7 protein-coding genes are annotated in these 20,056 nt (G+C 69.5%); 4 read left to right on the top strand and 3 right to left on the bottom strand.

Features of this window, described 5'->3' with window-relative positions; genetic code table 11:
• Nucleotides 1–348 precede the first annotated feature (348 nt).
• From ACESMR_RS21455 to ACESMR_RS21440, 4 genes are all read left to right on the top strand, one after another.
• Nucleotides 349–6,465 (top strand): DUF4215 domain-containing protein, encoded by a 6,117-nt coding sequence (locus ACESMR_RS21455; RefSeq protein ID WP_373049176.1) that lies wholly within the window; start codon nucleotides 349–351, stop codon nucleotides 6,463–6,465.
• Between the two features lie 301 nt (nucleotides 6,466–6,766).
• Complete coding sequence (locus ACESMR_RS21450; protein ID WP_373049175.1) at nucleotides 6,767–9,886, top strand: MXAN_6577-like cysteine-rich protein; 3,120 nt, start codon at nucleotides 6,767–6,769, stop codon at nucleotides 9,884–9,886.
• A gap of 101 nt (nucleotides 9,887–9,987) precedes the next feature.
• Complete coding sequence (locus ACESMR_RS21445; RefSeq protein WP_373049174.1) at nucleotides 9,988–13,092, top strand: MXAN_6577-like cysteine-rich protein; 3,105 nt, start codon at nucleotides 9,988–9,990, stop codon at nucleotides 13,090–13,092.
• Nucleotides 13,093–13,362: 270 nt separating this feature from the next.
• Nucleotides 13,363–15,684 carry a DVUA0089 family protein gene (locus ACESMR_RS21440; RefSeq protein ID WP_373049173.1) on the top strand — a complete coding sequence of 774 codons (2,322 nt, stop codon included), beginning with the start codon at nucleotides 13,363–13,365 and terminating at the stop codon, nucleotides 15,682–15,684.
• A 112-nt stretch (nucleotides 15,685–15,796) separates the two neighbouring features.
• Here ACESMR_RS21440 and ACESMR_RS21435 read toward each other — a convergent pair whose 3' ends face one another.
• The 3 genes from ACESMR_RS21435 to ACESMR_RS21425 all read right to left on the bottom strand — a co-directional run bounded on the left by ACESMR_RS21435 (nucleotide 15,797) and on the right by ACESMR_RS21425 (nucleotide 20,031).
• The gene (locus tag ACESMR_RS21435) at nucleotides 15,797–17,131 is read right to left on the bottom strand and encodes a nucleotide sugar dehydrogenase (protein ID WP_373049172.1); all 1,335 of its coding nucleotides are present in this window, start codon (nucleotides 17,129–17,131) and stop codon (nucleotides 15,797–15,799) included.
• A 16-nt stretch (nucleotides 17,132–17,147) separates the two neighbouring features.
• A complete protein-coding gene (locus tag ACESMR_RS21430) occupies nucleotides 17,148–19,268 on the bottom strand; it encodes an alginate lyase family protein (RefSeq protein WP_373049171.1) in 2,121 nt (706 codons plus the stop codon).
• 292 nt (nucleotides 19,269–19,560) lie between these two features.
• Entirely contained in the window at nucleotides 19,561–20,031 is a 471-nt protein-coding gene (locus ACESMR_RS21425; protein WP_373049170.1) for an SRPBCC family protein, read from the bottom strand.
• Between the last annotated feature and the right edge of the window lie 25 nt (nucleotides 20,032–20,056).

Below are 20,056 nucleotides of genomic sequence, written 5' to 3'. Positions count from 1 at the left end.
AACTCCTGCGGGTTTCTTCGAAGCGGAAGCCAGGAACGTACCCCAATCGCCGCCGCATCGGGAGCGCTTCGCTGCCTTCGGGCCCGGAGGGTGCTCGATGCACGACGCCGAGCCCCGCCGCAGGGCGTCAATTGCTTGCAGCTCAAACCGGATAGAACGAACACCAAGCATCCTGTCAACCATCTGTTGCGATTTTTTCACCACCTCACATATCGTTCGCTCGCCTACCGAAAGTGGAGCCCTGCGGGGCTGATGTGAGGGGATCGCTTGAAGCTGTCTAGTAGCTGGCTCGCGCTGGCCGTCGTGTGCCTCGTCTCCGTGGCATGTGGTGGCAGCGAAGAAGAACCCGTGTGTGGCAATGGCAAGGTCGAAGCAGGCGAAAGCTGCGACGACGGCAACGCCGACGACACGGATGGATGTCGCAACACCTGCACCGCCGCCACGTGCGGCGACGGCATCGTCCAGGCCGGCGTCGAGGAATGCGACGACGGCAACGACGTCGACACCGACGGCTGCCTCTCCACCTGCGTCGCCGCGTCCTGCGGCGACGGCGTGGTCCAGGCCGGCGTCGAGACCTGCGACGACGGCAACGACGTCGACACCGACGCCTGCCCCACCACCTGCCAGACCGCCGCCTGCGGCGACGGCTTCGTCCAGGCCGGCTCCGAAGAATGCGACGACGGCAACGACGTCGACACCGACGCCTGCCGCAACAACTGCGTGAGCGCCACCTGCGGCGACGGCGTGGTCCACGCCGGCGTCGAGGGCTGCGACGACGGCAACGAGGACGACAGCGACGCCTGCCTCTCGACCTGCGTCTCCGCCACCTGCGGCGACGGCGTCGTGCAGGCGGACGTCGAGGAATGCGACGACGGAAACGCCGACGAGACCGACGCCTGCCTCGCCAACTGCGTCGCCGCCCGCTGCGGCGACGGCTTCGTGCAGGCCGGCGTCGAGGTTTGCGACGACGGCAACACCGACGACACCGATCTCTGCCCCACCACCTGCCAGCCCGCCCGCTGCGGCGACGGCTTCGTGCAGGAAGGCGCCGAGGCCTGCGACGACGGCGCTGCCAACAGCGACACCGCAGCCGACGCCTGCCGCACCAACTGCCAGGAGGCCACCTGCGGCGACGGCACCGTCGACAGCGGGGAGCCCTGCGACGACGGCAACGACGTCGAGACCGACGCCTGCCGCACCGGCTGCATTCCCGCCACCTGCGGCGACGGCTTCGTCCAGGACGGCGTAGAGACCTGCGACGACGCCAACGCCGACGACACCGACGGTTGCCCGGGCACCTGCCAGACCGCCACCTGCGGCGATGGCTTCGTCCAGGCCGGTGTCGAGACCTGCGACGACGCCAACGAAGACGACACCGACGGCTGCCCTGGCACCTGCCAGACCGCCACCTGCGGTGACGGTTTCGTGCAGGCAGGCGTCGAGGCCTGCGACGACGGGAACGCCGACGACGGCGACCTCTGCCCCACCACCTGCGAGATCGCCACCTGCGGCGACGGCTTCGTCCTCGCCGGCGTCGAGGCTTGCGACGACGGCAACGACATCGACACCGATGACTGCACCAACGCCTGTGCGGTCGCATTCTGCGGCGACGGCATCGTCCACGAGGGGGCCGAGGTCTGCGACGACGGCAACACCGACGACACCGACGCCTGCCCTTCGACCTGCGCCGCTGCCACCTGCGGTGACGGTTTCGTGCAGGCCGGCGTCGAGACCTGCGACGACGGCAACGCCAACGACCACGATGCCTGCCCCGCCAGCTGCGCCACCGCGTTCTGCGGCGACGGCTTCCTCCGGCACGGCGCCGAGGAGTGCGACGACTCCAACACCACCCCGGGCGACGGCTGCGACGCAGCCTGCGTCGTCGAGGCGGTGCCCCTCGCCGCTGCGGATGGCAAGATCACCCTGCAGGGCAACATCGACGCGCACGATCCGATCCGCGACGTGCCGAACGCGAACTGCAGCCCCTCGACCACGCGGCTCGGCCTGCCCTACGAGATCCACCGCGTGGTGAACGACGGCCCGCTGACCAAGACCATCACCCTGCGGAGCGCCTGGGCCACGGGCCAGGGCGTGATCCACGTCTACACCCCGCCCTTCGATCCCGCCGCCCCGACCACCAACTGCGTCGACGGTGACAACGGCACCGCCGCCGAGCTCCCGTCGATCCCGGTGGCCCCCGGCGAGACGAAGGTCGTCGTGGTCTCCGCCTACCTGACCTCCACCCCGTACATCGGGGCCTACGACCTGGAGATCTCCACCGCACCGATCTGCGGCGACGGCACGACCAGCCCCGCCGAGCAGTGCGACGACGGCAACGCCGTCAACGGCGACGGCTGCAACATCGGCTGCGTCCTCGAGCCGGGCTACAGCTGCAACGCCGCCGGCACCTGCTTCCCGAACGTCTGCGGCGACTCGCTCCTCGGCAACGGCGAGGCCTGCGACGACGGCAACGTGATCGCGTCGGACGGCTGCTCGCCCACCTGCGCCGCGGAGGCCGGCTTCGTCTGCGAGAGCGTCGGCTTCCCCTGCAGGCCGATCGTCTGCGGCGACGACATCGTCGACGCCGGTGAGCTCTGCGAGGACGGCAACCCGTTCTCCGGCGACGGCTGCAGCTCCACCTGCCAGGTCGAGGGCGACACCTGCGCCAACGTGGCGCAGCTGCCCGTCCGCTCCGATGGAACCGTCCGGATCTTCAGCAACACCGATGGCCTCGTCGGCTCCGACTACCAGGCAGGCTGCGCGATCACCGGCCGCAACGGCGATCTCGTCTACGCCTTCACCGCGCCCTCGGCCGCCCGGTGGACCTTCACCATCGAGAGCGCGACCTTCGACAGCGCCCTCGCGGTCCAGGCTGCGTGCGGCGTCGAGGCGAGCAACCTCGCCTGCGCCGAGACCGGCAGCACCGGGGGCGGCGACACGGTCAGCGTCACCCTCGCTGCGAACGAGACCGTCTACCTGCTGGTCGACGGCTACGGAAACAGCACCGACAACGAAGGCAGCTTCACCCTCGTCGGCACCTCGGTCTCCACCGTCGCCGTCGGCGCGACCTGCGACACCGCCGGGGCCACCAGCCCCTGCCCGCTCGGATCCACTTGCGATGCGGGCACGCTGACCTGCGTCGCCACCGGGCTCTGCGGCAACAATGCCCTCGACGCCGGCGAGCGCTGCGACGACGGCAATAGCTCCGGCGGCGACGGCTGCAGCGCCGACTGCACCATCGAGGGCGGCTACGTCTGCCCCGGTGGCAGCGGCTGCACCATCCCCTCCTGCGGCGACGGCGTCGTCTCCTCCACCGAGGGCTGCGACGACGGGAACGTGACCGACGGCGACGGCTGCTCTTCGACCTGCCGGGTCGAAGGCAACGACTGCACCATGCCCTGGGTCCTCACCGCCGACGCGAGCAACAACGTCACGGTGAGCTCGGACACCAACCAGGCGAGCCCCAACTTCGAGCTCGGCTGCTCGGCCAACACCCGCTACGGGCGTGATCGCGTCTTCCAGTTCAGCCCGCCCATCGACGGCATCTGGACCTTCACCATCACCGCCGCGAGCTACGACTCCGCCCTCGCCGTCTTCGACGGCTGCGGCGAGACGAGCACCCAGCTCGCCTGCAGCGAGATCGGGACCGCGACGAGCAACGGCACCGACACCGTCACCCTCGAGCTGCGGGTCGGCGAGACCGTCTACCTCGTCGTCGACAGCTACGCCTCCAGCGCCACCGCCACCGTACGCGGCGGCACCTTCACCATGGCGAGCTCCGTCCTCCCCATCGTCGGCGACGGCGGCAGCTGCGATCCGAGCGGCGTCGCCAACGTCTGCGATGCGGGCCTCAACTGCTCCGCCACCACCCTCACCTGCACCAGCACCGTCTGCGGCAACGGGGTGATCGAGCCTGCGGGCAACGAGGTCTGCGACGACGGCAACGCGCTCGCCGGCGACGGCTGCAACGCGGACTGCACCCAGGTCGAGAGCGGCTACGGTTGCCCTGCTGGCGGCAGCCTCTGCCATCCGATCGCCTGCGGCGACGGCTGGTTCGACGCCGGCGAGCTCTGCGAGGACGGCAACCTGGTGAGCGGTGACGGCTGCAGCGCGAACTGCCTGCCCGAAGGCGACACGTGCGCCGACGGCACCGTTCTGCCGGTCCGCCAGGACGGCACCGTCCTGCTCCACGGCAGCACCGTGGGACAGGGTGCCAACTACCAGGCGGGCTGCACGCCCTCCGGACGCAACGGCGATCTCGTCTACGCCTTCACTTCGCCCACCGATGCACTCTGGACCTTCACCCTCTCCGGCGAGGCGGCCTTCGATCCGACGCTCTCCGTGCAGACGGTCTGCGGCGCCCCGACGTCCAACCTCGCCTGCGAGGACGACAACGGCGACGGCGTCGACGAGGTCCTCACCATCCGCCTCCACGCAGGCGAGACGGTCTACCTCCTCGTCGACGGCTGGAGCGACTCGACGCTGAACGAGGGCACCTTCACCCTCGCCGGCGCCTCGACGCCCCTCCTCGCCGTGGGCAGCACCTGCGACAGCACCACGACCGAGCTCTGTGCGGTCGGCTCGTCCTGCGACGCCACCAGTCTCGTCTGCACGGCGACCTGCGGCAACGGCGCCCTCGACGCCACCGGCCGCGAGACCTGCGACGACGGAAACGCCGTCGCCGGCGATGGCTGCAGCGCGATCTGCCAGATCGAGGCGGGCTACGCCTGCCCCACCGCGGGGAGCGCCTGCCGCACGGTCAGCTGCGGCGACGGCTTCGTCGATCTGCCCGAGCGCTGCGACGACGCCAACACCGTCGACGGTGACGGCTGCAGCGCGACCTGCCAGATCGAGGGCGACACCTGCGCCGCTCCCTGGCTCGTCACCGGCGACCCCGTCACCCACGGCTTCACGGTGAGCAGCACCACGCTGGGCATCGGCGCCGACTACGATCTCGACTGCACGCTCTCCAGCAAGAACGGCGATCGCTTCTTCGAGTACACCGCGCCGGTCCGCGGCAACTACCGCTTCGAGGTGTCGGGCAGCTTCGACACCGCGCTCGGGGTGATGAGCACCTGCGGCGACCCGACCACCGAGCTGGCATGCGTGGAGACCGGCAGCGCCGGTGCTGTCGACGCAGTGACGATGGAGCTCCAGCAGGGCCAGACCGTGTACGTGGTGGTCGACGGCTACGGCACGACCACCGTCAACGAGGGGACCTTCACCCTCGTGGGCTCGGTCCAGGCCATCGTCGACCTCGGCGGCGCCTGCGATCCTGCCGGCGTCACCAGCGTCTGCGCCTTCGGTGGGGTCTGCGACCAGACCGCCAACGTCTGCGTCGCCACCGTCTGCGGCAACGGCGTCCCCGAGCCCAACGGCGGCGAGGAATGCGACGACGGCAACCAGAACGACCACGACGCCTGCAGCAACAACTGCTTCGTCCGTGGCGAGAACTGCAACGCGCCCTTCGACCTGCGCCTCGCCGACACCAACCCGAGCCCCACCGGTTTCGCCGCGAGCGGCGATCTGAACCAGTACGGCCAGGATCGCAACCCGTCCTGCTACGGCTCGATCACCGCCACCGGCGACTACCGCGACGTGGTCTATGCGGTGAGCGGCAACGGCACCCACGGCGAGCACTGGACCTTGAGCCTCGCCAACAGCAGCAGCGTGGATCTCGTGCTCGACATCGCCAGCAGCTGCGACACGCGGAACACCCGCATCGCCTGCAGCGCCAACGCCGACGACGCGACGGCGCAGACGCTCTCCTTCTACCTGGGGGCGAACGACACCGTCTACGTCTGGGTCGACAGCGAGACCACCACCGCCAGCAGCGTCCGCGGCTACACCCTCACCGGTACCGTCCTCCCGACGGTCGCGGTGGGCGGGGCCTGCGACGTCACCGGTGCTGCGGATCGCTGCGACGAGGGCGCCGACTGCGTCGGCGGCACCTGCGTCGCCTCGACGTGCGGCAACGGCACGGTCGAATCGGGCGAGGAATGCGACGACGGCAACACCGTCGACAACGACGGATGCAGCAACTTCTGCTACCGCGTCGGCGACACCTGCAACGCCCCCTACGACCTGATCGCGCTCAACAGCTCGACCGCACCCAACACCTGGGAGCACGCCGGCAACCTGACCAGCATGACCCCCACCTACCAGGGCAGCTGCGACGCGACCGGCGGCTACAACGACGCGGTCTACTCCTTCACCGCGCCGACGGACGGAACGTATACGTTCACCGAGACGAGCTCCTTCTCGGCGACGATCTACGCGAACGACATCTGCCCGTCCTTCTCCGGGAACGACCTCGCCTGCGTGGCGTCGACGAGCGACACGTTTACGACCACGCTCGAGGCCGGTAAGACGATCTACATCTTCGTCGATCCGACCGGCAGCACCGCGGGTTCCACGGTCCCGAGCACCGTGACTTACGTGCTCCAGGCGGTGCGGGCGCCGTAACGCCTCCCTTCAGCAAGTGAGCTAGACCGACGCCCTCCTGCCACCGTGCAGGAGGGCGTCGGCGTTCCTGCAGCTCACGACATTCGAAGAGCGGCCCTCCGGCACGGCCATGCCGCAGTGCAGCACCGCTATGACTTGCAGCGAATTTGTTTGTCCCCATACAATGCCCCCGCACCAACCACATTGAGGGGGGTAGACCGTGGCACGGCACCACCGTGGATCGGCCAGCGCACCGCGCAGGCTCTTTCCGCGGCTGCGTAGCGCGCCGCGACACCCACGACATCCGGACGGAAGGAACGGCATGAACTGGCGCGTGTTGCTGGGCGCTGCTGCGCTCGTACTCGGGCTCGCCGCGTGCGGCGGAACCGAAGAGGGATCGGCCCCAGTCGATCGGACACCAAGATGCGCGGAGACCGATACGCTCTGCGGACTCTCCTGCGTCGACACCACGACCGACGAGCGCCACTGCGGTGCATGCGGCAATGTCTGCGGCGACGGTGAACTTTGCGTCGCCGGCTCCTGCGAACTGAGCTGTCCCGGTTCCCAGGTCGATTGCGACGGTAGTTGCTTCGACCTGCAGAGCGAACGGGCGCACTGCGGCGCTTGCGGAAACGCTTGCGCAACGGGCGAGACCTGCACCGCCGGCGCCTGCGAACCCGAGTGCCCGACCGGCCAGGCCTTCTGCGACGGTTCCTGCGTCGTCCTCGACACCGCCCCCGACAACTGCGGCGCGTGCGGCACCGTATGCGCGGCGGGCGAGGTCTGCTCCGCTGGTTCGTGCGAGCCGGAGTGCCCCACCGGGCAGGCAGTCTGCGAAGGCGGCTGCTACAACCTCGAGTCCTCGGGCACGAACTGCGGTGGTTGCGGCAGCACCTGCCCCTCGGGCGAGGTCTGTGTCGATGGCGCCTGCGCCACTTCCTGCCTCGCGGGCTTCACCGAGTGCGATGGAGCGTGCCGCTTCCTCGATACCGATCGTGAGAACTGCGGCGCCTGCGGCAACGTTTGCGGCAACGACGAGCTCTGCGTGACGGGCTCCTGCGAGCTCGTTTGTGCCGATGGCCTGTCCGAATGCGACGGTGCCTGCCGGGACCTCACGAGCGATCGCACGAACTGCGGTTCATGCGGCATCGCATGCGATGATGGCGAGGCCTGTGTCGAGGGTAGCTGCGAGGCGACCTGCGCCGGGTTCGCACAGGATCTCTGCGAGGGAGCGTGCACCAACCTCCAGACCGACGCGCAGAATTGCGGCGCCTGCGGCGTCGGCTGCGACGCTGGTGAGGTATGCAGCGCCGGCGCCTGTGCCGAAACCTGCGCCGAGGCCCTCGACGTGTGCGGCGGCAGCTGCACCTCGCTCGCGAACGACCCGACGAACTGCGGCACCTGTGGAACCAGCTGCCCCGCCCTCGCCAACGCGAATCCGGTCTGCACCGGCGGCTCGTGCGCGAGCATCTGCTCGGTCGGCTATGCCGACTGCAACTCCGACCTCGCAACCTCGGGATCCGATGGGTGCGAGGCCGTCCTCGACACCGATCTGCAGCATTGCGGCGCTTGCGACAACGCCTGCGGCCTGCCCGCCAATGGAACCGCTGCGTGTACCAACGGCAGCTGCAGCATCGCGCAGTGCGATACCGGCTTCGTAGATTGTGACGGCGTGCTCGACAACGGCTGCGAGGCAGACATCAACAATGATGTCGCCAATTGCGGTGGTTGCGGAATCACCTGCGGGCCCACCCAGTACTGCGCCGCGGGAACCTGCGCGGATCCCGGCCCCGGGGAAAATTGCTCGAACCCGATCGTCCTCACCAGCGGGGCCAACACAATCAATTGGGGCGCGATCCAGAACGACTATCTCACCAGCACGCCGAGCTGCGTCGCTTTCGGCACCACGGACGGCCCCGACATCGTGCTGCGCTACGACGCGACCTTCAGCGGCGAGGTCGGGCTCACCTTCACCGACAAGCCCACCAACACCCGCTGGGTCGCGGTGGTGAGCGATGCGGCCTGCGGAACGCTGACGCCGCAGCTTGCGTGCATCTCCGACTGGGCCCCGTCGAGCATGGGCGGCACCTTCAACGCCACCGCTGGTACCAGCTATTTCGTCCACGTTGTCGACACCAGCTCCGGCACCGCCCCCCTGAGCAATCCGCTCCAGGTGCTCGTCGACGAGTTCGACTGCTCGTTGCGGCCTGCCCCGGCGGCGACGGTCCTCTCGCCCGCAAACGGCGCGACGCTCAACACGCTCAACCCGCTCATCGAGGTGACCTTCGACCTGCCGATGGCGGCCGACACCGGCACGATCAACCTCACCGGAACCCTGGGGACCAACCTCAGCTTCTCTCTGCCCTCGCCCAACGTGACGGTCTCCAGCAACGGACTGCTGATGACCATCCAGCCCGGCACCGCGTTCGCGTCCGGCGAACAGGTCACCGTCAGCTGGACGGGCCTGGTGGACAGCCGCTGCAGGGCGGCGGCCCCTGCGCCGACGTGGAGCTTCACCCTCCCCGTCACCCCCTGCAGCCCCGGCAGCGGCGGCATGGTCGGAAGCTCCGTCACCCGGGTACCGCTGGAGAACCTCGTGAGCGGTCCGACCGAGTACTACGTGGCATCCGACGGCGATGCCAACGGTTACGTCTACCTCGGTGGGGCGACGACGCTCTATCGGAAGCCCAAGGCTGGCGGCATGACCCAGAACGTCTACGACCTCGCGGGCCTGGCCAGCAGCAACCTGGGCTATGCGATGTTGATCGACGGCCAGAACATCTACACGGTCGAGAGCAAGACCAGCGGCACCGACGGTCACCTCTTCCGGATCAGCTCGGATGGCGGATCGACCTGGAGCATCCAGGACATGGCATCGTTCCTGACCGCGCCCGCCGACGACTTCCGGAGCGCGGGTGCATACGGCGGCCGAATCTTCCTCCTCACCCACGAGGGAACCTCCAGCGTCGACACCCAGATCTGGTCGATCGATTCTGCTGCAGCCGTGCTGCCGGACACTGCCGTGCTCGAGGTCGAGTTCGGGGCCGGCTCCTATACGAACTGCTCGGGTATCGGCGTGGATTCGGCCTCCTACTACGTGAACTGCCGTCGCGGCACCACGGGCGACGACTACGCGGTGCTTCGCATCGATCGCCTGACCGGAGCCGTGACCGAGCTGGCGGTGAATCTTCCCGGAAGCACCGTCGCGATGGCGCTCTACGCAGCCGATGGCAATGCCGACGGCATCGCCGACTTCATCTACCGCAAGGAAGACGTCGAGCAGGGCCGCTTCGTCTGCGACCTCGGCGGCGCTTCTCCGTACGTCGACCTCCACTACGTCTTCGGCTCCGGCACCAGCAACTACGGGCTCGGGTTCGATCCGGTAGCGAACACGCTCTGGGCGTACGACGACGACAGCCTCGACTTCATCCGCATCCAGTAGCGCAGGCGGCCGCCTCTGGCGGCGGAAGGTGGGGCCCTGCGGGTCCCACCTTCGCCCGGCAGCCGAGCTGCGAGGCGGCCCCAGCGAAGAGAAGGAACGTCATGATCTGGCGACTGACGATGAGCGCGATGGCGCTCGTGCTTGGCCTTGCCGCCTGTGGCGGGAACGAAGAGAAAAAGGATCCGGTAGCCGGCCCCCCGATTTGCGGGGAGGAGGAACTCCTCTGCGGCGCCGGCTGCGTCGATACCCAGACCGATCCGCGGCACTGCGGCGGCTGCGACGTCGCCTGCGGCGACGAGGAAGCCTGCGCTGCCGGTGTGTGTGTGCTGAGCTGCCCCGCGGAGCAGGACGAATGTGGCGGCGGCTGCTTCGACCTGCAGACCTCGGACGACAACTGCGGCGCTTGCGGCAACAGCTGCGGCGTCGGAGAGACTTGCGTCGAGGCTAGCTGTGCCACCGCGTGTCCCGCAGGCCAGGAGCTTTGCGACGGCGCCTGCACCACGTTGGACACCGATGCCGATCACTGCGGCGCATGCGGGATTGCATGCGGCGCCGGCGAGGTCTGCGCCGACGGCGCCTGCCTCACGAGCTGCCCCGCGGGCCAGGAGGATTGCGACGGTGGCTGCTTCAGCCTCGAGGAAACACGGCAGCATTGCGGCGCGTGCGGCACGACGTGCGCCGCCGGCGAGGTCTGCGTCGACGGCGCGTGCGCGACCACCTGCGCTGCCGGCCAGACGGAGTGCGATGGCACCTGCCGGATTCTCGAGACGGATCGGGACCACTGCGGCAGCTGCGGCAACAGCTGTGCAGCCGACGAGCGGTGTGTGACCGGCGCCTGCGAACTGCACTGTGCGAGCGGTCTCTCGGAGTGCGACGAAACCTGCCGCGACCTCCAGGGCGACCGGAACAACTGCGGCGCCTGCGGCACGGCTTGCGGCGATGGCGAGATCTGCGAAGCGGGGAGCTGCGTCCCGACCTGCGGCGATTTCGCAGCGGACCTCTGCGAGGGCCAGTGCACCAACACCGGCACCGACCCGCTCAACTGCGGCGCCTGCGGCAACGCCTGCTCGCCGGGTGAGGTCTGCAGCGGGGGTGCCTGCGCCGGCACCTGTGCCGAGGGAATGGACACGTGTGGCGGGTCCTGCACCTCGAGCCAGCGGGACCCCGCCAACTGCGGCGCCTGCGGTACCACCTGCGACGCAGCAGGTAACGCCGCGGCGGTTTGCGCTACCGGCTCGTGCGACAACGTCTGCCTCACTGGCTATGGCGACTGCGACGCCGACCTCGCAAGCTCGGGAACGAACGGTTGCGAGACCACGCTCGCAACAGCGGTCGACCACTGCGGCGCCTGCGGCAATGCCTGCGAGGCGCCCGACAACGGCACGGCAAGCTGCATCGCAGGGGCGTGCGGCCTGGGGCAGTGCGACGCAGGCTTCGACAACTGCGACACACTCGTCGCCAATGGCTGCGAAGTCGATCTCATGAACGACGCGGCCAACTGCGGCGCGTGCGGCGCAGCCTGCATGGCGGGCCAGGTCTGCAGCGCCGGAACCTGCGCCACCCCCGCAGCCGGCGAGAACTGCCTGGATCCTGCGGAGATCTATGCGGGCATCAACATCGTGTCGAATACGGCGACGATGCTCGAGTACGTAACGAGCTCCCCCTCGTGCGGCGCGAGCTATGCCCCCGATGGCGGCGACGTCGTCCTCCAGTACGATTCGGCGATCAACGGCGCGGTCGAGATCGTGATCGACAAGCCCGCCAGCAACCGCTGGCACGCGGTGGTGAGCGACGGAACGTGCGGTTCGATCTCCCCCGAGCTCGTTTGCGCATCGGAGTACACCGCCACGGCGCTGCGCTTCGACTTCCCCGTGAGCGCCGGCAGCAGCTACTTCATCTACCTCGTGGACAGCACCTCGGGGACCGAGCCGCTCAGCAATCCGCTCGTCATGCAGGTGAGCGAGACGAACTGCGCCAGCCACACGCCCGGCGTCACCCTCTCGCCTCGGGATGGCGGGTTCACCTCGTCCCCCACCCCGACGTTCCAGGCCACCTTCGACTGGCCGATCAACGCAGCAACCGGATCGGTCACGATTACGGGTACGCTGGGCACCAGCCTGACCTACACGCTGCCGGCACCCGAGGTCACGCTCTCGAGCGACGGAAGGACCCTCACGATCGCCCCCGGGATCAGCTTCCCGGCTGGCGAGCAGCTCTCGATCGGCTGGTCCGGCCTCTCCGATACGCTGTGCGGCAGCCCTGTCGCAGCAGCGAGCTGGACCGTGGGCGTCCCCGCGGCATCTTGCAGCCCGGGTACCGGTGGCGTGGTCGGCACGACCGCAACGCGCGTCTCGACCGGACTCATCGGCAGCTTCACCTCCGAATACTACGTCGTCGCGGATTCGGATCCGAACGGCTGGGTCTACGTTGGCGGAACCTCGTCCCTCTTCCGCTTCGCGAAGGGTGGCAACGGAGCGCAGAACGTCCACCTGGCCGCGGGCATCGGCTCCGATCACCTCGGCTACGACCTGCTGGTCGACGGACAGAACGTCTACACGACCAACAGCGTGACCTCCGGTACCACCGGTCACGTCTATCGGATCAGCACCGACGGCGGCACCACCTGGAATGTCCAGGATTTCGTCAGCTTCCCTGTGGAGCCGGAGGACGACATCCACAGCATGGCGGCCCACGGCGGCACGCTCTTCATGCTGACCGGAGAGTCCTCCAGCACCGTCGCCACCCAGATATGGGCGGCGCCGACCACCGGGACGGTTCCGGTCACGGCCGATCTCGTCCGTGAGTTCGGGCAGGGTTCCTACACCTACTGCAGCGGCCTCGCTGTGGACGCCTCATACTTCTACACGACCTGCCGGCAGGGCACCTCGGGCACGAACTATGCGGTCATTCGCATCGACCGCGGCGATGGGACGATCACCGAGCTGGCCACCGGTCTCCCCGGCAACACCACCAACATGGCGGTCCACGTTCGTGACCTCGACGCGGATGGAATCGCCGACGTGCTCTACCGCAAGGAGAGCGACGAGGAGGCGCACTACGTCTGCTCGCCCGCCAGCGCTGCCTACGTCGGCCAACACTTCAGCTATGGCACCGGTACGTCCGACTACGGCCTCGGCTTCGATCCTGTCGCCAACGTCCTCTGGTCCTACGACGACGCAACGATGGAGCTCATGCGGATCGAGTAGCGATGCACGAGGCGGCGGCTGATCCGCCGCGCCGTCACGCACACGCCCTCCCGCCACCGCGCGGGAGGGCGTCTCTCGTTCCTGCCTGCACGCCGTAGGACCTTTCACCTGGCGCAAACGCGCCTGTACCCCAAGGTGCGCAACGCGCCGCGGCACGAACTTTCGCCGTTCCCCACCGCCCGCCTGCTTGCTTGCAGTTGCAGGCACCTTCTACAATCGCGCGACGCATTCATGCAGCAGACGGAGGGGTACCACGTGACACGGTGGACGATGGCAGTCGTTCTGGCCGCAGGGCTCGCGCTCGGTGGCTGTGGTGGTGGCGGCGGTGACGGGGAGGGTACGGGCGGAACCGGCGGGACCGGTGCGACCGGCGGTACGGGTGGAACCGGTGGCACCGGCGGGACCGGCGGAAGTGTCGAGCTCTGCGGCAACGGCCGCCTCGACGCCGGCGAGGATTGCGACGACGGCAACGACGACGACACCGACGATTGCCTCTCCGACTGCACGGTCGCCTACTGTGGCGACGGCTACGTGAAGGAAGGCGTCGAGGAGTGCGACGACGGCAACCGGGACAACTCCGATGGCTGCGTCCGCGACTGCAAGATCGCCACCTGCGGTGACGAATACGTCCAGAAGGACGTCGAGACCTGCGACGACGGCAACGACGTCGACGACGACGAGTGCACCAACGCCTGCCAGCTGCCCACCTGCGGCGACGGGATCCTCCAGGCGGGCGAGGCGTGCGACGACGGCAACGACGACGACACCGACGCCTGCCCGACCAACTGCCAGCCTGCCCGCTGCGGAGACGGCTTCATCCGCGAAGGGTTCGAGGTCTGCGACGACGGCAACGACGACCCGACCGACGACTGCCCGTCCGGCCCCACCGCCACGGTGGAGCTGGGTGGCTGCCAGCCCTCCTTCTGCGGCGACGGCTTCGCCCACGCAGAGGACGAGGAGTGCGACGACGGCGACGACGACGACCAGGACGCCTGCCGCAACTCCTGCGAGGCAGCGCGCTGCGGCGACGGCGTGGTGCGAATCGGCTTCGAGGCCTGCGACGACGGCAACGACATCGATACGGACGAGTGCACCACCGCGTGCTTCCCCGCCATGTGCGGCGACGGGCATCTCCAGCCCGGCGAGACCTGCGACGACGGGAACACCTTCGCCAACGACGACTGCCCGAGCGGCCCCACGGCGACCCTGGAGATGGGCGGCTGCCAGCCCTCGTTCTGCGGCGACGGCTTCCGCCACACCGTCGACGAGAAGTGCGACGACGGCAACGATATCGATACGGACAACTGCCTGACCAGCTGCGAGATCCCCACCTGCGGCGACGGCTTCGTCTGGTTGGGCATCGAGCTCTGCGACGACGGCAACCGCGAGGACGGCGACGGCTGCAGCAGCTCCTGCCAGCCCGCGCCCTGGTGGGTGCCGGAGGCGGGCCGCTCGGTGGTGATCGCCGGCGTGCTCGACAACAACTCGCCGACCTACAACCGCCCCGAGGAAGGCGCCGGCAACGGCTGCGCCGCCAATGCCGACACCACCTCGGTCTGGCCGTACGCCACCTTCGAGATCACCAACCCGACCGCGCGCCCGGTGAAGTTCGACGTCACCGGCAGCTGGTGGGGCGACGGCTACCTCTTCCTCTACGACGGGGCCGTCTCCGGCGCTCCCACCATCGCGGGCTGCCTCGCGGCAGACGACGACTTCGGTGACAGCGGCGCGAGCCGCGTCGGCGCCACCATCGGCCCCGGCGGGACGATGACCATCGTCGCCTCCTCCAAGGCGCTGTCGCCCATCGGCCCCTTCGAGCTCACCATGTACGCTGAGACGGTCTGCGGTGACGGCGTCGTGGGCAGGAACGAGACCTGCGACGACGGCGGCTTCGCCCCCGGCGACGGCTGCAGCGACGTCTGCCAGATCGAGACTGGCTTCACCTGCGAGACCGAAGGCCAGCCCTGCAGCAGCAACCTCTGCGGCGACAGCCTGGTCGGCGCCGGCGAGGCTTGCGACGACGGCAACAACACGTCCGCAGGTGGCTGCAACGCGAACTGCACTTCGATCACCAACGGCTACGCCTGCCCTGCCACCGGCGGTTGCCGCAGCATTACCTGCGGCGACGGCTTCGCCGACGGCACCGAGGAATGCGACGACGGCAACACCACCGCCGGCGACGGCTGCAGTGCCACCTGCACGGTCGAAACGGTCGCCGAGACCGAGCCGAACGGCGGCACCTCGTCCGCGGTGGCCCTTGCTGCCAGCGGCGTCTACTCGGGTTCGATCGACAGCGCCGGCGACCTCGACTACTACAGCTTCACCGCTGCCGCTGCCGGCGACGTCTTCCAGTTCGAGACCTTCTCCGGCACCTGGGGCGCGTGCACCGCCACCACCCCCGCGGTGAGCGACACGATGCTCGCCATCTACGACGGCGTTGCTACGACCGCGCTCGTCTCCGACGACGACTCGGGCGTCGGCGACTGCGCGCGCCTCGCCTTCGTCGCCCCGGCGGCGGGCACGTACTACCTCGTCGTCAGCGAGTCCTCGGATTCGTCGACGGTCGACCCCTACTGGCTCCAGGTCCACTAGCCAGGAACACGGACGCCGCTGCCCCCTCCCCGGGCAGCGGCGTTGCCGACACGGCATGAACCGCAACGGCAAGCGGGCGCCCTCCCCCCGGAGGCGCCCGCTCCGTATTTCTTCAGGCCTTGACGACCTTGTCGCGCCCCGCCGTCACGCCGCGGGTCGCGTTGCGGGTGTCGATCACCAGCTTCGCCTTCCGCACCACGCCCTGGTAGTCGACGTTGGTGTGATCGGTGAGGACGAGCACCGCATCGGCGTTCGCGATCGCCTCGTCGGTCAGCGCCACCCCCTGCCACTTCTTGCCGCTGCGGTGCGACTCCGCCTCCGGCACGTAGGGATCGTGGTAGCTGATCTTCGCGCCCTTCCCCTCGAGCAGCTCGATCACCCGCACCGCAGGCGACTCGCGCATGTCGTCGACGTCCTTCTTGTAGGCCACGCCGAGGACGAGGATGTTGGCGCCGCGCACGCTCTTCTCGTGGGAGTTGAGCGCCTCGATGGTCCTGGTGACCACGTAGTAGGGCATGTTCGAGTTGATCTCACCCGCGAGCTCGATGAAGCGGGTGGAGAACTCGAAGTGCCGCGCCTTCCAGGTCAGGTAGAAGGGATCGATCGGGATGCAGTGACCGCCGAGGCCCGGTCCCGGGTAGAAGGGCATGAAGCCGAAGGGCTTGGTCGCAGCTGCGTCGATCACCTCCCAGACGTCGAGGCCCATGCGGTCGCAGAGCATCTTCATCTCGTTGACCAGGGCGATGTTGACCGAGCGGAAGATGTTCTCGAGGAGCTTGGCGAGCTCCGCGACCTGGGTCGAGGAGACGGGCACCACCTTCTCGATCACGCTGCCGTAGAGGGCGGTGGCCGCGTCGAGGCAGGAGGGCGTGTAGCCGCCGACGACCTTCGGGATCCGGCGGGTGGTGAACTTGCCGTTGGCGGGATCCTCGCGCTCGGGCGAGAAGGCGAGGTGGAAGTCGCGGCCCGCCTTGAGGCCGCTCACCTTCTCGAGGATCGGGCGGAGCACCTCGTCGGTGGTGCCGGGGTAGGTGGTCGACTCGAGGACCACGAGGTGGCCCGGGCGCAGGTGCGGCGCGATCGCCTCGCCCGCCTTCTGCACGAAGGTGAGGTCGGGTTCACGGGCCTCGGAGAGCGGCGTGGGCACGCAGATGATCAGCGCGTCGCACTCCTTCGCCCGGGAGAAGTCGACCGTCGCCTCGAACTTCTTCGAGAGCGCGAGCTGCTGCAGGGGCGCCGACTCGATGTGGCGGATGTAGCTCTCGCCGCGGTTGATCGAGGCGACCTTCTTCCGATCGACGTCGAGCCCGAGCGTCGGGAAGCCCTCCTCGGCAAACGCCATCCCCAGGGGAAGACCCACGTAGCCGAGGCCGATGACGCCGACGACCGCCTGCTTGGCGCGGATCTTCCCAATCAAGCTCGAAGCCGGAACCTCACGCTGCAACATACGAACTCGCCTCCTCTCAACGCCCTGCTGCTGCTGCGAAGGGCAGCACGGCAGCGGTGAAAACACTCGGCAGCACGCCTTCCAGGCGGAAGCACACATGGAGGGCGTGCGCCAACTCGCCATAGCCACGTGCGTACGTCGCTTCCTCGAACCGCGGCGCACCGGCGGCGCCGGCGCCGATCAGCAGCGCCAGCGGGCCGAGGTGCGACCCCAGCTCCACCACGTTCTCCAGATCCCAGGGCAGCTCCCGCGGCAGCGTGCGCTCCACGAAGGCCCGCTCCCGCTCGCCGATCGGACGCACGCGTGCCGCGCCACAGGTGACGAGGTAGCGGGCCTCCGCCCTGCTCTTCCCGCTGCCCTGCAGCTCGTCGCGGATCAGGATCCGTTCGAGGAGGCGATCGAGGACGACCTCGCGCTGGTGGATCACCGCAGGCGTGAGCCGCTCGTAGCCCCGGTGCTCGCCGAGGAAGGTAGCCCTGCTCCGCTCGGACGTGAACCGCAGGCAGCGGGCGTGGGCGCTGTCGGGGAGCGCAAAGAGCCTGCCCGAAGGCAGCGGCTGCTGCTCCTCGCCTTCGACGATCACGGTGCTGTGGGCGGCGGTTCCGCGGAGCCGGTTCCGCAGCGCGGGGTCGCCGGTGTAACTGCCGGTGCCCGGATCGCCGATCACCTGCCTGCCATCGACGCAGATCTCCACCGCCAGCTTGTCGTTGTGGCCGTGGGTTCCCGTCCCGCCGGTGCCGTTGCTCCCGCAGGCGATCGCGCAGCTCAGCCGCTCGGAGCGGAGGACATAGACGCCGCCGTGGCGCAGCGCCGAATCTCGCGGCCGCCGTCCCAGCGGCATGCGCTCGAGCCGCCGCAGCCCCGCCGCGCCGAGCAGCCAGACCAGCTCGGCGCTCGGGCCCTCCAGGTGCAGCTCCTTCCGCTCGAAGAGCGCGGCGCCGATGGGCAGGAGCCAGGCCTGCTCCTGCGGTCCCCTCGGCCGGAAGGCCAACGCCTGCCCCGAGTCGTTGTCGCCGATCTGCGGCGCGAGGCCCCTACCGTCGCCGAGCTCCCGCGTCGCCACGAACATCTGCGCGAGCCGCTCCCGCGCCTCCCTCCCGAAGGGCGCAGCGAGGCCCTGCGCCGCGAGATCCGCGAGGAGGAAGAGCTCCACCGCGAGGCGGTGGTAGGGAACGGATCCCTCGAAGCTGAGGCCGTCGGGAAGGGTCTGGGCGAGGAGCTCCCGCTCGAGCTGCCGCAGCGCCCGCCGTGCCCCTGCTGCGGCGCCGGGCAGGCGCGGCAGCAGCGCCCCCACCACCGCCGGTCCGACGAGATCGGAGACGAGGTGGTTGTTGGGGACCGCCACCGTATCCTCGAGGTGGCCCTCGACCCAGCGCAGGTGGAAGACCAGCGAGCGCAGCACGGCGAGGAGCGCTTCGGGCCGCGCCTCGAGCGCTGCATGCCCTGCGAGGAGGCGCACGGCGATGGCGACGTTCGCCGCCCGCAGCGCCACCTCCATCGCGCAGCTCCACTGCACGCCGCGGGGAGCGAAGGCGAGGTCGAGGATGCGATCGAGCGCGGCATCGGCGAAGGCGCGGGAGCGTGAAGGCTGCCCGGCGGTGAGGACCGCGCCGCAGGCGAGGTGCACCACCTCGTCGAGGCGACCGGGCACCCAGGGATATTTGATGTCCGCGCCCGGCGGCGTGCTCCCGCCGTCGAAGCGCGCGCCGCTCACCGGATCGACCTCCCAGTCGATGGCGCGCCAGCCCGCGCTGGCCAGGGGCACGAAGCGATCGCAGCCCGGCAGGACCACCTCCCGCCCGAAAACCACCGAGCGCCGCTCCAGCGCGGCCTCCGCCCGGGCCACCGCGCGCTCCGCCTCCTGCGGCAACTCCGTGCGGAGCGTCCGGGCGGTGCTCGCCACCGCTGGGGGCGAGGCGAATCCCCAGGGCCCCGGGACCGGCGCGGCGACGCGGCGGGGGAGCTGGGCGAGGCTGCGGGCGCCGAAGGCCCGGAGCACCTCCTCCTCGGCGGGCAGCTGCGGTCCGCCTTCGAGGGTGCGCCAGGCGCCGCGCCAGAGGCGGAGCGCCGCCACCTGCGCCAGGCGGTGCGGGGGAACGGTGCGGGCGAGATAACCGATGTAGGCGAGTCGATCCACGCTCGCCCCTGGTGCAGCCCCCGTGCCCGGAGGAAGAGGCCGCCGAGCAGGCGAACGGCGCCTCGGGCTGCGCAACCGGCGGCACCGGATGGGAAGTGGTTTTCCTCCGGGTGGAAACACCAGCGACCCGCACCCGCCGCGGGCGCTGCACGACACGCGTCAGAGGCGCAGATTCGACCGGATGAAGATCCGCGACGAAAGCCCGCAGAAGACGCCGGAACCGCCACCGCAGAGCCCGGACGAACCGGTCCCCGAGCCGCCGCCGCCGCCGACGATGCCGCAGGGCAGCTAGCTAGAGCGGCTGCGCCGTCGCCTCGAGGCGGCGCACCAGCTCGTCCCAGCCCTGCTCCATGCCCTGCCGGTAGGCTTCCCCGCCGTCGCCGTGCCGCGCGAAGCCCCGGTGCTCGATCGCCACCGTCGTCGACGTCGGCGAGGCCGCCGCGAGGCGCACCTCGACCTCGCTGCACTTCTCGGGGTCCGGCTGCGGCGTGCGGTCCGGGGCGATCTGCCAGGTGAAGCGCAGCAGCGAAGGCGGCTCGCAGACCAGCACCCTGCCGAAGTCGCAGTGGAAGTCGAAGGGGCCGCGCTCGAAGCAGCGGCCGCCGGCGTGGGGCTCGATCACGATCCGCTCGAGCTTTTCCTGCGACCACGTGAACGCCCGCGGCCACCAGAGCACGAGCGAGTCGGTCCAGAGCGAGAAGACCTGTGCGATGGGCAGGTCGACTTTTGCCTTGCGGCGGATGGGGGCGATCTCCGGTGCCATGGGCGCCGAGATCGCCACCCCACCC

This window comes from Vulgatibacter sp., from assembly GCF_041687135.1.
GTDB lineage: Bacteria > Myxococcota > Myxococcia > Myxococcales > Vulgatibacteraceae > JAWLCN01.
Note: the sequence above shows the minus strand (reverse complement) of the source record. Positions and strands in the feature narration are given on the sequence as shown.